This window comes from Streptomyces sp. NBC_01363, from assembly GCF_026340595.1.
Taxonomy (GTDB): Bacteria; Actinomycetota; Actinomycetes; order Streptomycetales; family Streptomycetaceae; genus Streptomyces.
In genome coordinates this window covers 2247871-2262600 of record NZ_JAPEPF010000002.1, presented here as the reverse complement: position 1 = coordinate 2262600, position 14730 = coordinate 2247871, and the positions used below count along the sequence as shown (strand labels likewise).

The window sequence follows — 14730 nt, the reverse complement described above, 5'->3', positions numbered from 1 at the left end:
GGCACGGCGCGTCCGGGAGTGCTTGCGAGGGCAGGAACCGCGGGGCGCCCGACGCGCGCATCTCACAGGTGACCCGGTTGAGGTCCTGGTTTGCTGAGCACGGCGGTGCTCAGCCGCGCGTCCTGCCACTGAGACGAGTGCTTGACGGCAGTAATCTGTCCCGCCATACCGTTCATCTGCATGGCTGTTCTGCCGTAAGCAGCGGTATCGGCATAGCCCGGCCTCGTTTCGGAAGAGTCGGCCATCCGGCGCAATGGCGAACCCCAGGCCGAACAGAGGGTGCTTCGCCCACTGCCCGGGGGCCGTGATGACCAGGCGATTACCGTGTCCGCCCGCTCCGGGGCCGCTGAGCACGAAGTCACCGGCGCGTGCGATGTGTACCGAGTTCGCCCTGCACGATCGCTTCGTGATTCGTCAGCCGCAATGACACCAGCGGGTGAATGGTCTCGGAGCATGACCACGATCACTCCCCTGGCGCGCGGGTGCACAGCACTGATCGAGTGACATCAGATGGTTGCGGCCGCGCGTGCCACCGCGCCACCACCGAGAAGCGCGCGGATGTCGCTCCGCCGCCTCACAGCTGCGATTCACCGGATGTCGTCACCGTCCGCGCCCCGGCGCAGCTCCGCCCGGATCAGGTACGCACCACCCGCATGCAGTACGTCGAGACGCATGCGCAGCTGATCGCCGTCCCGTCGGGCAGGGTCGTGGACGAGGAGTGAACCGGGAGAGCTACTGCCGCACCAGTGCGGCCGAGTTCGAGTGGCAGCCCGACGGTGGACAGCTAAGACTGAGGCAGCGGTTTGGGATCCGGACAACAACAGATCCCGACCTCGTGAATTCCGGACCACTCGCTCCGGCCATCGAAAAACGCGAGTGCGGGGCGCCGACCGTATTGGCGGCGACACTCGAAAGTTCCTCAAGGAGCTCGCATGGAGGAGAAACCCCTCGACGTCCTGACTCCCGGGCCGGATGAATCCGCAATCGGTATACGCAAGTACACCGGCCCGGAGACCGGCATCGAGAAGAACCTCGCCGAAGTGCTGGCTGACGTCATGTGCATCGAACGGGTGTCGATCGACGGCCATTTCTTCGACGACCTCGGCGCCAACTCATTGGTGATGGCCCACTTCTGTGCACGAGTCAGGAAGCGTGCGGACCTTCCCTCGGCATCGATGAAGGACATCTACCGGCACCCGACGATCCGCAGCCTGGCGGCCGGGCTCGCGCATGCCGCGCCCGTCGAGCCCTCGATCCCGGCGCCGACCGAGGTGGTGACCCCAGCCGGCACGGTGCCGTACGCCCTCTGCGGAGCCCTGCAGTTCCTGCTCTTCCTGGGTTACTCCTTCCTCGTCGGAATTGTTGCCGACCGAGGCTATACATGGGTCTCCGCCGGGTCGGGTGTGGTCGATATCTACCTGCGGTCGTTCGTCTTCGGAGGCGTCGGCTTCGTCGGTCTGTGCACCTTCCCCATCGTGGCCAAATGGCTCCTCGTCGGCCGGTGGAAATCACGCGAGTTCCCGGTCTGGGGTCTGACCTATCTGCGCTTCTGGACCGTCAAGGTGCTGATCCACGCCAACCCGATGATCTTCTTCGTCGGCAATCCCCTGTACGTGCTGTACCTGCGAGCGCTGGGCGCACGGATCGGCAAAGGGGTCACGATCCTCTCCCGCAACGTTCCGGTCTGCCCCGACCTGCTCAGCGTCGGCGCCGGCACGGTGATCCGCAAAGACTCGTTCTTCCTCTGCTACCGGGCGCACGCCGGCCGTATCCAGACCGGCCGGGTCACCCTCGGCCGGAACGTGTTCATCGGCGAGAAGACCGTGCTCGACATCGACACGTCGATGGGCGACGGGGCTCAACTCGGCCACACGTCCACGCTGTACAGGGGCCAGGCGGTCCCGGACGGTCAGCGCTGGCACGGGTCCCCGGCACAGCTCGCGGAGCACGACTACCTGAGGATCGGGCCGGCCGCCTGCGGCACGCTGCGCCGGGCCGGCTTCGGTCTCATCACCGTGCTCCAGTTGTTCTTCCTCTACGTGCCACTGGCTGTCGGCGGCGCGTACATGCTGGTGACCCTGGTCCCGGCGCTGCACAACCGGCTGGGGCCGGGCACGGTGGATTTCACATCGCCGGATCTCTACATCGACGCGCTGGTCCTTTCCCTGCTGCTGTTCTTCGGCTTCGTCGTCGTGGGCCTGGCCGTGATGTTCACCGTTCCGCGCCTGTTGAACCTGGTCGTCGAGCCGGACAAGGTCTATCCGCTGTACGGGTTTCATTACTCGGTGCACCGGGCGATCGGGCGCATGACCAACATCAAGTTCTTCACATGGCTGTTCGGTGACAGCTCCTACATCGTCCACTACTTGCGCGGCATCGGATACGACTTGTCCCGGGTCGAGCAGACCGGGTCGAACTTCGGCACGGAAGTGCAACACGAGACCCCGTTTCTGTGCTCAGTCGGGAGCGGGACGATGGTCGCCGACGGGCTCTCCATCATCAACGCCGACTATTCGAGCACGTCCTTCCGGGTGTCCCGGGCCTCGATCGGGTCATACAACTTCCTCGGGAACAACATCGCCTATCCCTCGGGGGCCAGGACAGGCGAGAACTGTCTCCTCGCGACGAAGGTGATGGTTCCGCTCGAAGGCGAGCTGCGCGAGGGAGTGGGCCTGCTCGGCTCGCCGTGCTTCGAGATTCCCCGGTCGGTCGAGCGCGATTCCCGGTTCGACCACCTGCGCACCGGCGACGAGTTGCGCCGCAGCCTCGCTGCGAAGAACCACTACAACATCCGCTCGATGGTCCTCTTCCTGCTCGTGCGGTGGCTGCACCTCTTCGTGCTCACGATGCTCGGCCTGGCCAACGCCGAGCTGTACGACTCCTACGGGCATGTGCTGATCGCCGCGTTCCTGGTGTTCAGCCTCGGGTTCACCGCTGTCTACTTCGTACTGGTGGAGCGCGGCATCGCGGCATTCCGCGCGCTGCGACCGCAGGTGTGCTCCATCTACGAGCCGTACTTCTGGTGGCACGAGCGCCTCTGGAAGGTGCCCGACACCTACCTCAACATCTTCAACGGCACCCCTTTCAAGAACGTGATCTGGCGGATGCTGGGTGTTCGGATCGGCAGCAAGGTCTTCGATGACGGCTGCTATATGACGGAGCGGACGCTCGCCACCATCGGGAACGACTGCACGCTCAATGCGGGCAGCAAGATCCAGTGCCACTCGCAGGAGGACGGCACCTTCAAGTCCGATCGCAGCACCCTCGGCGCCGGCTGCACCATCGGTGTGGGAGCCCATGTCCATTACGGCGTGACGATGGGCACCGGCGCGGTGCTCGCACCCGACTCCTTCCTCATGAAAGGCGAGGAGGTCCCCCAGCACGCACGCTGGGGAGGAAACCCCGCCACGGAGATGCGAGACGCCCCCAATCAGCCCGAGGCGCTGACGCGGAAGGGATAGCAGCTCCGCCCTTGTCAGCGCGGTACAGCACGGTAGCGAAGGCGAATGGAGAGGGACGGCCAGATGGGAATGCAAGCGCAGGCCGACCGGGAGTTCTGGCGCGATGTGCTCGTCGCCGGTGGATTCACCGAAATCCCGCGGTGGACGCTCAATCCGGTGAAGGGCGTCGGCGAACACGAGGCGCCGATCCCGGACGATCTCGCGGCGGCGTTGGGCCGGCTGGCCGAGGACCTGGCGGTGCCGCTCGACTCGGTACTGCTGGCAGCGCACGCCAAGGTGATCGCCGCGCTGTCCGGCGAGCACGAGGTCGCGACCGGATATGTCAGTGCGAAGGGCGGCCGGCCGCTGCTCTGCCGGCTGACGACCGAACCCGACTCGTGGCGGACGCTGCTGCTGGACGCCCATCGAGCCGCGTCGGATCTGCTGGCGCACAAGGACTTCCCGGTCGATGAGCTCAGGCGCGAACTGGGCCTGGCCGAGCCGTCGATCGAGGTCGTGTTCGATCCGCACGGCATGGGCGGCGAAGTCGCCGGTAACACCAAGCTGTGGGTGGGGTTTTCGCAACGCGGCGGCCACCTTGTGCTGCGGCTTCGCTATCGGACCGACGCGCTCGACGAGGACTGCGCCGTCAGGATCGCCGGATACCACCTCAGCGCACTCGCGCTGATCGCCGCCGATCCGGACGCCGAGCACGGGCGGCAGAGCCTGCTCTCCGCCGAGGAACTCCACTTCCAGCTCGAAGAACTCGCCGGTCCACACCGGGAACTTCCGGACCACCGGTTCCACGAACTGTTCGAGCAGCGGGTGGCGTCACACCCGGACGCCGTCGCCGCGGTGCATGGGGAGTTGCAACTGACGTATCGAGAACTCAACGCGCGCGCCAACCGGGTGGGACGAGCCCTGCTGGCGCGGGGGCTGCGCCCCGAGGGTGTCGTCGCGGTGGTGACCGAGCGCAACCTGGACTGGATGGCCGCCGTCCTCGCGGTCTTCAAGGCCGGCGGCGTGTACCTGCCCGTCGAGCCGCATTTCCCGGCCGACCGCCTCGCGACCATGCTCTCCCGTGCCGCATGCGGGCTCGTGCTGACCGAACCCGGCAGCACCTCCACGCTCGACCAGGCCCTCGACTCACTGCCCGGGGTCCGGAAGCTCGTCATCGGCGCGGCCTACGGGGAAGACCATGCCGACGATGATCTGGGCCTCCACGTCGCACCGGACCAGCTCGCCTACATCTACTTCACCTCCGGCTCCACAGGTGAGCCCAAGGGCGCGATGTGCGAGCACGCGGGCATGCTGAACCACCTCTACGCCAAGATCGACGACCTGGAGATCGGCGAGGGACAGGTGGTCGCCCAGACCGCACCCCAATGCTTCGACATCTCGCTGTGGCAGCTGGTGTCCGGGCTCCTGGTCGGGGGGCGGACCCTGCTGGTGGAGCAGGAGGTGATCCTGAACGTCCAGCGGTTCGTCGACAAGATCGTCGACGGCCGGGTCGCCGTCCTCCAGGTCGTGCCCTCCTACCTGGACGTGGTCGTGTCCTGGCTGGACCAGCACCCCCGTGAGCTGCCGGACCTGCGGTGCGTGTCGGTCACGGGCGAGGCGCTGAAGAAGGAGCTCGTGCAGCGCTGGTTCGCCACCCAGCCGGGGATCAAGCTGGTCAACGCCTACGGGCTGACGGAGACCTCGGACGACACCAACCACGAGGTCATGGACCGCGTGCCCGACGGAGACCGGGTCCTGCTGGGTCCCGCGGTCAACAACGTGCACGTCTATGTCGTCGACGAGCACCTGATCCCGGTGCCGCTCGGAGCCCCCGGTCTGATCGTCTTCTCCGGCGTCTGCGTCGGCCGCGGATACGTCAACGACCCCGAGCGCACCCGGCATGCCTACCTGGCCGATCCGCACCGCGAGGGTACCCGGCTCTACCGGGGCGGCGACTACGGCCGCTGGACGCCCGGGGGAAAGCTGGAGTTCCTCGGCCGCCGCGATACCCAGGTGAAGATCCGTGGCTTCCGGATCGAGATCGGCGAGATCGAGAACACGCTGTTGCAGGTGCCCGGTGTTCGCGACGGTGCGGTCGTGGTCGCCGAGCGGGCCGACCAGAGCAAGCACCTGGTGGCGTTCTACTCCGGTCGGCGGCCGCTCGACGTCGACGTCGTGCTGGACCGGCTCGGTGAGTCGCTGCCCGCGTACATGATCCCGTCGGCCTTTCACTGGCTGGAGACTCTGCCGCTGACGGCCAACAGCAAGATCGACAGAAGGACTCTGCAGGAACTCGCCGGAGAACTCGCTGTCGTCCGGGACGACTTCCGCGCGCCGGATACGCCGACCGAACAGCGGTTGGCGGCCGCATGGGCGAAGGTGCTCGGCATCCCGCAGAACCGGATCGGACGGCGGGACCACTTCTTCGACCGGGGCGGCACGTCGCTGTCGGCAGTAAAGCTGGCCATCGTCCTCGACCGTGCGGTGTCCCTCAAGGACGTCACTCGTCACCCGGTCCTCGCCGATCTGGCCGGGCTGGTCGACGGCAGGTCCGAGCGGCGTGCCGGGTTGCTTCAGCCGCTGTCGGAATCGGACGGTGCGCAGTCCGCAGCCCTGGTGTGCTTCCCCTACGCCGGCGGCAACGCGGTGAACTTCCAGCCGATGGCCAGGGCGCTGCCGGAGGGTGGACCGGCGGTCTACGCCGTCGAGCTGCCCGGTCACGACGTGGCCGCCGAGAACGAGCCGCACGCGCCGATGGCACAGGTGGTCGAGCAGGTCGTCGACGAGATCATCGGGCGTGGCCTGACCAGGGTCCTGCTGTGGGGCCACTCCTCGGGCACCGCGTTGGCCGTGGAGACGGCCAGAGAGCTGCAGGAGCGCGGGGTGGACGTCCAACGGGTGTTCCTCGGCGCGCAACTGCTCGGTGACGCCGACGCCCGGCGCACCACCATCACCGAGCTGACCGGGCGGAGCAACGCCGAGATCGCCGCGGACCTGAGCACGGACGGCGGCTGCACCGCGCTCGGTGAGCTGGGCGCGCGGCACTCCGAGCACGTCGGCGCCGCCTACCGGCACGACTGCGTGTCCGCACACCGCTACTTCGCCGACGCCCTGGAGCGCCCGCCCGCGCAGAAGCTGTCCGCGCCGGTCACCGTGGTCGTTGCCGCGGACGACCCGAGCACGGCGGAGTACCCGCGCCGGTACCGCGACTGGCAGCTTCTGGCCGGACAGGTCGACCTGCACGAGCTCGCCGACGGCGGCCACTACTTCCTGCGTACCCGTCCGGCCGAGGCAGCAAAGGCTGTGCTGCAGGCCACCGAATTGTTCGCTTCTTCCTGAGTGTCAGTTGAAAGGAGATCGAGATGTCGTCCACATCCACGGCGTCGCTGGTCGACGTGGAACTGGAATCCGGCAAACCGCCACGGCTGCGGGCGGAGGTCACCGGCGACGCGCCGGCCTGGGCGGCCGAGCACCGGGACGCGCTGCGCGCAGTCGTCGCCGAGCACGGGTCGGTCCTGGTCCGCGGCCTCGGGCTGCGTGACGCGGCCGAGACCGGAGCCGTATTCTCGAAGCTGGCCACCGGTCTGATGACCGAGCAGGAGGCTTTCGCGCCCCGGCAGGCCTACTCCGACGGGGTGTACTCCTCATCGAAGTGGCCGCCGAACCAGCCCATGTGTATGCACCACGAACTGAGCTACACGCTTGAGTTCCCCGGCCTGATGATGTTCGCCTGTCTCAGCGCGCCCACCGACGGCGGGGCGACCGCGGTGGCCGACTCACCGACCGTGCTCGACGCGCTGCCCACCGACTTGACCGAGCGGTTCGAGCGCGAGGGCTGGCTGCTCACCCGCAGCTACAACGACGAGATCGGCGCGTCCATCGCCGAGGCCTTCGGCACCGAGGACCGGGGCGCCGTCGAGCGCTACTGCCGCGCCAACGCGATCACGTTCGAGTGGCAGCCCGACGGTGGACTACGCACCAGACAGCGCCGCAGCGCCGTGGTGCGCCACCCGGTCACCGGCCGACGCTGCTGGTTCAACCAGATCGCGTTCCTCAACGAGTGGACGATGGCCCCCGAGGTGCACGAGTACCTGGTGGACGTCTACGGCGCCGACGGGCTGCCGTTCAACACCCGCTTCGGCAACGGCGACCCGATCGGCGAGGACGTCGTGCAGCTGCTCAACAGCGTCTACGAGGCGAACACCGCACGCGAACCGTGGCAGGCCGGCGACCTGATGGTCGTCGACAACGTCCGCACCGCGCACAGCCGGGAACCCTTCGAGGGACCGCGCGAGGTGCTCGTCGCCATGGCCGATCCGGTGCGTCTGGACGACTGCTCGCCGACCGTGGAGGTGACCACTCGATGACCACCGTCGATTCCACCACGAGAGAGCCCGCAAGGGTCGCACCGATCACCGTTCCACCGTTCGCGGTGATCTCCGGTGCCCAGGTCCAGCGCACGCTGCGCGGATGCGAGAAGCGGATCACGGAGCTGGTCGAGGCCACCTACCGGGTGCACGGCGCCGGTGATTCGATGAATCCGCCGTCGTACTTCCTGCGCTTCCCCGACCGCCCGTCCTCCCGGATCATCGCGCTGCCCGCCTCGATCGGCGGGAAGACACGGGTGGACGGCCTTAAGTGGATCTCCAGCTTCCCGGAGAACGTGACGGCCGGCATCCCAAGGGCATCGGCGGTGCTGATCCTCAACGACCACGACACCGGCTACCCGTTCGCGTGTCTGGAGAGTTCGATCATCAGCGCCACCCGGACGGCCGCGTCGGCGGCGTCGGCGGCCGACTGGCTCAGCCGCGACCGGCCGCGACCCACGCGCGTCGGGTTCTTCGGGGTGGGCTTGATCGCCCGCTACATCCACACCTTCCTGGTCGGCACCGGCTGGTCGTTCGACGAGATCGGCGTACACGACCTGTCCGCCGACAGCGCGGCAGGCTTCCGGTGCTACCTGGAGCAGTCGGACACCCCCGGCCGAATCACCGTGCACGACAGCGCCGAGCAGCTGATCCGCAACAGCGACCTGGTCGTCTTCGCCACGGTCGCCGGTCAACCGCACGTCAGTGACCTGTCATGGTTCGCACACAATCCGCTGGTGCTGCATGTGTCGCTGCGCGACCTCGCGCCGGAGATCCTGCTCGCCTCGACCAACATCGTCGACGACGTCGAGCACTGCCTCAAGGCCGACACGTCGCCGCATCTGGCCGAGCAACTCACGGGCAACCGGGGCTTCCTGCACGGCACGTTGGACGACGTGATGGCCGGGCGGGTGACGGTGCCGACGGACCGGCCGGTGGTGTTCTCGCCCTTCGGCCTCGGGGTGCTCGACCTCGCGGTGGGCAAGTACGTGTACACCGAAGTGGCCCGCTGCGGAGAGTTGCACGTCGTCGACGACTTCTTCCACGAACTCAGCCGGTACGGATGAGCCGGTCGAGAGCGCAGGAGGCTCCGTCGAGGCTGATCCCAGGAGAGACCACCAGCCACGTCGCAGCCGGTCCTGACGCACGAGACAGCGGCCGCTGACACAGGGCCCCGTCCCACCGGTGGGAGACAGGGTCAACGCCCGCACGAGCGAGGAGCCCGCCCGCGGTCGGACAGTTCCGAAAGCGCTCTGCTCCAGACAGAGGAGACCATGGTGCCCGTCATATCCACTCCCTACGCCTTCAACCAAGAGGATCTCTATGTCGACCTCCGGTCGATCTTCGGGCACGCGCTCTTCCTGAAGTGTGAGGGCTTTAACTTCGCCGGCTCGATCAAGTTGAAGGCCGCGACCGAGATGGTGGAGGCCGCTGAGCGGGATGGAATCCTGACACCGGAATCGATCCTGGTCGAGTCCTCGTCCGGAAACCTCGGCGTGGCGCTGAGCATGATCGCAGCGAGCAAGGGCTACCGGTTCCTGTGTGTGACGGACTCCCGCGGCAATCTGTCGAACAGAATGATGATGGAGGCGTTGGGCAGCCAGGTGCATGTGATCACCGAACAGGAGGCCGGCTGCGGCTTCCTCGGCGCGCGGCTCGATTACCTCCGCGCGCTGTGCGCCTCCGACGACCGGTATGTGTGGCTCAGTCAGTACACCAATCCGAGCAACTGGAAGGCGCACTACCGCACGACCGCGCCGGAGGTCGCCCGTCAGTTCCCGCGGCTGGACGTGCTGTTCGTCGGAGCCGGCACCACCGGGACCCTGATGGGCTGTGCGCGCTACTTCCGGGGATGGCACCGGCCGGTGCGGATCATCGCGGTGGACAGCGTCGGCTCGGTGTCCTTCGGCGGTTCGCCGGGCCGCCGGATGATTCCCGGTCTGGGTATGAGCATGCGCCCGCCGCTGCTCGACGAGTCCTATGTCGACGAGGTGATTCGTGTCGAGGAGGCGGACACCATACGTGCCTGCCATCGTCTGGCCAGGCGCGGATTCCTGTTCGGCGGCTCCACCGGCACGGTGATCAGCGGCGCAATGGACTGGTTGGCCCGGCATGACGCGCGCGAACTCACCGCGGTGGCCGTCGGCCCGGACCTCGGCGAGCGCTACCTCGACACCATCTACCAGACCAACTGGCTGCAGGATCTCTACGGTGAGGACGTGCTCGACCCCGACAAGGAGGCCGCCGATTCCTGGGCGGCCGCTCCCCCGCCGGCGACGCGGTAGGGCCGTCGGCCGCACCCTGCGGAGCGGCAGCTGCAATGGCAACCCGCACCAGCTCCGGGTTCGTGAGCCCCGGGCGCTCCGACCCGGGAGCCGACAGCACCGACAAGGCCCTTCCCGATGTCCGCCTCGGCCGCTCGGGGCCGATCCGGTCGGGCCCGACGCTCGGGATCCCTGTATCGCCGACGCTTTTGAGGAGCGGTGTTGGGCCATTCGTGTTGTGATCGATGACGGGGGAGGCAACGCTGTCGGAACGGGAGGAAATCATGGCTGAGAAACTGCGAGCACGAGACATCATGTCCGGCGGCGTGCAGTGCGTCGGTGCGCACCAGTCGCTGTTCGACGTGGCGAAGATGATGCGCGATCTGAACGTCGGCTGCCTGCCCATCTGCGGCGACAACAACAAGCTCACAGGCTTGATCACCGACCGTGACATCGTCGTCAAATGCTGCGCCGAGGGCATCGACCCGGCAACCGTGCAGGCCGGATCGCTGAAGGCCAAGGTGCACTGGATCGATGCCGAAGCGGACGCCGGTGATGTCCTGACGACCATGGAGGAACACCAGATCAAGCGGTTGCCGGTGATCGACGTCCAGGGCGGCCACCGCCTCGTTGGCATGATCACGGAGGCAAATCTTGCGAAGAATCTGAGCGACGAACAGATCGCCGAGTTCGCGAGCCGCGTATACGCGAGTGCCGGGATGTCCGGCGGGTCCACCGACTGAGGTCCCGCCGAACCCCACAGGAGTCGGCCCAGGGTGCGAACCGTGCTGTCCGACAGGGTCGGCGGGGCGGGAGAGTCCCACCATGTCGGTGTGACGAGTGGACTCGGTGAGCGCCTCACCTGCGTCTCGCCATGAATCAGATCGGCGAGCCGATCCGCTCGCCACAGTCACCGAGCGGGAACGCCCGGTGAGTGTGGCGATGGCCAAGGGCCCTTCGAAGGCGGCGATGGACGGCCGGTGATCTCGGCACCCGGCCGTTCAGCCGTTGGCCCTCAGGGCCCGGAGCAGCATCGGTAGCGAGGAGTGCAACTCACGCTGCCAGTACGGCCAGCCGTGGGTCCCCGGTCCGTAGAAGTTGGTGGTCACATGCTTCGCGCCCTTGCGTTCGAGCTCGCTCGCAAGGGCCCGGTTCTGCCTGTTGAAGTCCGCCTCGAGCGCGCTCGTGGTGCCCGGCGGGTCCAGGGGGCCGGTGGTGCCGTCACCGCACGACAGGTAGACGGGGATCGGCGTGAGGCGCTTGGCCAGATGGAACGGGTCGTGGGCCGCCCAGACGTCACGTTGCGCGACCGGGTCGCCCCAGACCCTCAGCGGGTCGCTGTCCTGGCCGGCGAAGAACCCCATGATGCGGTTCGTCGACTCCTCGTTGAGCAGCGGGTGCACGGAACCGGAGTACGCCGCGGCCGCCTTGAACATCCCGGGGTGCCGGGCGGCATACAGCAGGGCGCCCTGGCCGCCCATCGAAAGTCCCGCCACGACGCGGTTCCTGCTCGCGCCCCAGCCGTGCTCGAGGAGCAGGCGCAGTTCCTTGGTGTGGAAGGTCTCCCACGCCGGGTCACCGCCCCGGCCGTAGTTCCACCAGTCGCTGTACCAGCCGTTCCAGCCGGCCTCCGGCATGACCACGAGGACGTCGCGCAGGCTGTCGGTCCGCGCGATGTCGGTCCGAGCGGTCCATGACGTGTAGTCCCCGCAGCAGCCGTGAAGCAGCCAGAGCGTCGGCCAGTGCCGGCTCCGGTCGCCCGGGACCCAGCCATCGGGCGTGAGCAGGCGTACGTTCACCGTCCGGCCGCCGAGGGCCGCTGAACGGACCGACAAGTCGACCTGCCGGTCGGCGACCTGGGTGACCGCGACGACCTCGGCACCCCGGGACGGGACCCCTGGCCCGCCCGCCTCCCAGGCAGGTGGCACTGTCGACGCGGTGGCGAGCACCGGCGGGGTCGATGCGAGGGCGAGCAGCAGCGCGGCAAGGACGAGCAGGAGGCGGGGTCGGCGGATCGGGACGGCGGTCATGGCGGCTCCCGGCGGTTGGTGGTCGCTGGCTCCGGTGTTCTCGGACCGGGCCGGGTCAGCCCCGGTCCGGCAGGATCAGCAGTGCATCTCCGACTGGGCGTTCACCGGCCGCGTCGGACGGGTGGTTGATCACTTCTCCGTCGACCACCATGGTGGTCGACCCGCCGCCGTCGAGATTGACCGCGTCGCGCAGGCCGAGTGCCCTGGCGACGGCGGCGCTCTCGGGGATGCTCAGCCCGAGCGCATCCGTGCTGCGTCCGTCGGCGGTGACGAACACGGTCCTGCCGGCGTTGTCCACCCCGGCCAGCGTGCGCGGGTTCCGCCTGTGCACCCAGCCGTAGTAGAAGCTCGCGTTGCCGGGCTGCACCATTCCGTCGGTGGCAGGCGTAACGTGCAGCCGCCCGTCGCGGACCAGTTCGGGGCCGCCATTGAAAATGCTGGTCGCCGGTGATGGGGAGACCTTGCGACCGCTGCCGTCCCGCAACGTCCCCTCGATGCGCAGGGGGCGGCCGACCTGCGCCAGGGCGGCCAGCTCGGCGACGCGCGTGCCGGTCGCCTGCACGGAGCTGCCACCGGCCGGCAGCGATCCCCCGCGCGGTGAGCGGAGTTCGAGGACCCGACCGCGGGCGTCCAGTACGGCCTCCAGGCCGTCGCCCTGTGGCGTCAACCGTCCGTAGTCCGGCGTGAACGCCACGAGTTCGTCGCGGTCGGTGCAGGTCACGTCGTGCAGGGGCAGCGAGGTCGGTGTGTCGTCGGCGGTACCGCCGCAGTTCCTGATCAGGCCCGGTACGCGGTCGACGCCGTCCAGGGGTTGCGACGCGTCCCGGCCGACGACCCGCCCCTTCCAGGTGAGCCGGGCGACCCCGCTGTGTCGGCCGGAGTCGCGCATCACCAGGCCGGGGCGCCCGTTCACCGGCTCGCTCAGCAGCCGGCCGCCGTAGACGCCGACGCCGGCCGGATCGCCCGGTGCTCCGGCGCTCGGGTCGAGGACGAAGAACCCGCCGTTGACCGCCGCGGTCGCGCCGGCGGCGGCTGCCAGCTCGCTGGTCCTCTCGCGGTTCTCCAGGTCGGGACCGTACGATGCCTTGAGCCCGCCGCGGAACCGGTCCGGGTCGATGGTGAGCACGTCGATCCGCCACGGGCCGCGGTCCGCCGGGTTCCCGTCCCAGCCGGTGTACACCACGGACCCTGCGTACCCGGACCCTCTCAGCCGGGTGCGCTCCGCCGTCCCGGTGGACTGCGAGTCGAACTGCCCGACCCGGACCCGCCATCCAAGCGTTCCACCGGCGTAGTCGGCGACCGCCGGAGTCGTGACCTCCTCGACCCGGGCGTCAAAGCCGTCGTCCTGCAAGTCGGCAGCCAGTTCTTCGGCGCTCGCCCGGTCCTTCAGCGCCGTCGGCGGCGCGTCGGGGTCCGGCGAGGTGGCGCCGCCGGGTATGGAGACCTCGACCGTCCACGCAAGCGCCGGGGCGTCGGCACCGCGCACGATCCGCGTGAGGGTGACACCAGGCTGCAACGTCCGCGTGCTGCGGGTCTCGGTCAAGCCGACGGCGCCCAGCGGCAGGGCACGCGTCGGCCGCGGACGCGGCTCGGAGGAGGCGGGCGCCGGCAAGGCGCCCAGCACGGCGAAGAGTGCCAGACCCGTACACGCACCGAGCCACTTGCTGTTCACGTACCCCCCTTGGAAAGAACGGCCCAGCAACGGTGCGTGCGGCAGCAGCCACCAGTCAAGACGTGTGCACGGAAGTCGGCGCGGTAGGTCCCTCGGAGCGCGGAGTGCTCTCTTCCGCGGACCGCCGCGCCTACCCTGGCACGTATGACCACGGGGGATGAACTGCTCCTGCTCGCGATGGTTCCGGGCAGGCGGCGCATACGGATACGGGGCGAGGACCGGCTCCGGTTCGCCCTGCGGGCCTCGGAGTTGGCGGATCTGGGCCTGGCCGGACGGATCGCCGTCGGGCGCCGGCGGATCGAGGTGTTGGACACCCGGCCCGTCGAGGACCGCCGCCTGAGCAATGTCCTGCACAGTCTCGGCGCGGCTGCTCCCCCGCCCGGCATCAAGGACTGGCTGCGCCGGACACCGCGCTCCCTGACCGTCGAGTACCTCTCCCGGTTGCAGGACCAGAAGGCGGTCCGTGTCCGTCGGTGGCGCGATTCCAGCGGCCGTACCCGCCACGACATTCTCTCCCTGGACCTGCCGCGTCGCCGGGCGCTGCTGACCCGCCTCGACAGCGTGGTCCGCTCCGGTTCCGCAAGGTCCAACGCCGACCGCGACCTCACCCTCGCCGTGCTCGCCCAGGCCGCGCGCCTCGCCCCTGCCGCCTACCCTGGACTGCGCGGCATCACCGACCGCCACCGTATGGCCGCCCTCGCCGCAACGCACCGTCTCGCCCCCGCAACCGCCGGAGCGGCCCCGGTCGCCGACGAGGAACTCGCTGCGGCACTGACCACCGGCGCCGATGTCCTCACCCGCCAACTCATCGGCGAACTCGGTGACCTCTACGCCGACTTCACCACCGGTGGCCACGGTCTCGGCCACGACCTGGACTCGGGCAGTTGGTCCGAGGGCGGCGCAGGCGGCCCCGGCCACCACGGGGACGGGCACGTCGGCTGGTGACTCCGACAGCCA

General features: G+C 68.7%; 10 protein-coding genes and 1 pseudogene. 8 read left to right on the top strand and 3 right to left on the bottom strand.

From position 1 onward, the window contains the following. Nucleotides 1–4: 4 nt before the first annotated feature. Nucleotides 5–185, bottom strand: a pseudogene (locus OG611_RS37895) (thiamine pyrophosphate-requiring protein); the annotation flags it as partial. A 315-nt stretch (nucleotides 186–500) separates the two neighbouring features. Between OG611_RS37895 and OG611_RS37890 the strand changes: the two are divergent. From OG611_RS37890 to OG611_RS37860, 7 genes are all read left to right on the top strand, one after another. Beyond that, nucleotides 501–722 (top strand): hypothetical protein, encoded by a 222-nt coding sequence (locus OG611_RS37890; RefSeq protein WP_266430854.1) that lies wholly within the window; start codon nucleotides 501–503, stop codon nucleotides 720–722. Nucleotides 723–932: 210 nt separating this feature from the next. Further along, a complete protein-coding gene (locus OG611_RS37885; protein WP_266430852.1) occupies nucleotides 933–3461 on the top strand; it encodes a Pls/PosA family non-ribosomal peptide synthetase in 2529 nt (842 codons plus the stop codon). A gap of 63 nt (nucleotides 3462–3524) precedes the next feature. Next, entirely contained in the window at nucleotides 3525–6779 is a 3255-nt protein-coding gene (locus tag OG611_RS37880; RefSeq protein WP_266430850.1) for an amino acid adenylation domain-containing protein, read from the top strand. Nucleotides 6780–6802: 23 nt separating this feature from the next. Then, nucleotides 6803–7807, top strand: coding sequence for a TauD/TfdA family dioxygenase (locus tag OG611_RS37875; protein WP_266430849.1), 1005 nt, complete (start codon nucleotides 6803–6805; stop codon nucleotides 7805–7807). Continuing rightward, a complete protein-coding gene (sbnB, locus tag OG611_RS37870) occupies nucleotides 7804–8874 on the top strand; it encodes a 2,3-diaminopropionate biosynthesis protein SbnB (protein WP_266430848.1) in 1071 nt (356 codons plus the stop codon). Before OG611_RS37875 ends, sbnB begins: the two co-directional genes overlap by 4 nt. A 210-nt stretch (nucleotides 8875–9084) precedes the next feature. After that, complete coding sequence (gene sbnA, locus OG611_RS37865) at nucleotides 9085–10092, top strand: 2,3-diaminopropionate biosynthesis protein SbnA (protein WP_266431440.1); 1008 nt, start codon at nucleotides 9085–9087, stop codon at nucleotides 10090–10092. 263 nt (nucleotides 10093–10355) lie between these two features. Further along, a complete protein-coding gene (locus OG611_RS37860; RefSeq protein WP_266430847.1) occupies nucleotides 10356–10814 on the top strand; it encodes a CBS domain-containing protein in 459 nt (152 codons plus the stop codon). A 258-nt stretch (nucleotides 10815–11072) separates the two neighbouring features. Here the strand turns inward: OG611_RS37860 and OG611_RS37855 are convergent, their stop codons facing one another. Further along, complete coding sequence (locus tag OG611_RS37855) at nucleotides 11073–12101, bottom strand: alpha/beta hydrolase family protein (RefSeq protein WP_266430845.1); 1029 nt, start codon at nucleotides 12099–12101, stop codon at nucleotides 11073–11075. Between the two features lie 55 nt (nucleotides 12102–12156). Next, a complete protein-coding gene (locus OG611_RS37850; RefSeq protein ID WP_266430843.1) occupies nucleotides 12157–13773 on the bottom strand; it encodes a phosphodiester glycosidase family protein in 1617 nt (538 codons plus the stop codon). Nucleotides 13774–13917: 144 nt separating this feature from the next. Between OG611_RS37850 and OG611_RS37845 the strand changes: the two genes are divergently transcribed. Then, on the top strand, nucleotides 13918–14718 hold the full coding sequence (locus OG611_RS37845) for a GPP34 family phosphoprotein (RefSeq protein ID WP_266430841.1): 801 nt from the start codon (nucleotides 13918–13920) through the stop codon (nucleotides 14716–14718). Nucleotides 14719–14730 lie beyond the last annotated feature (12 nt).

Excerpts from the sequence above, each read along its gene's own strand:
- OG611_RS37860 (WP_266430847.1), top strand. The coding sequence starts at position 10,356 with ATGGCTGAGAAACTGCGAGCACGAGACATCATGTCCGGCGGCGTGCAG.
- OG611_RS37845 (WP_266430841.1), top strand. The coding sequence starts at position 13,918 with ATGACCACGGGGGATGAACTGCTCCTGCTCGCGATGGTTCCGGGCAGG.
- OG611_RS37855 (WP_266430845.1), bottom strand. The coding sequence starts at position 12,101 with ATGACCGCCGTCCCGATCCGCCGACCCCGCCTCCTGCTCGTCCTTGCC.
- OG611_RS37885 (WP_266430852.1), top strand. The coding sequence starts at position 933 with ATGGAGGAGAAACCCCTCGACGTCCTGACTCCCGGGCCGGATGAATCC.
- OG611_RS37875 (WP_266430849.1), top strand. The coding sequence starts at position 6,803 with ATGTCGTCCACATCCACGGCGTCGCTGGTCGACGTGGAACTGGAATCC.
- OG611_RS37880 (WP_266430850.1), top strand. The coding sequence starts at position 3,525 with ATGGGAATGCAAGCGCAGGCCGACCGGGAGTTCTGGCGCGATGTGCTC.
- sbnB (WP_266430848.1), top strand. The coding sequence starts at position 7,804 with ATGACCACCGTCGATTCCACCACGAGAGAGCCCGCAAGGGTCGCACCG.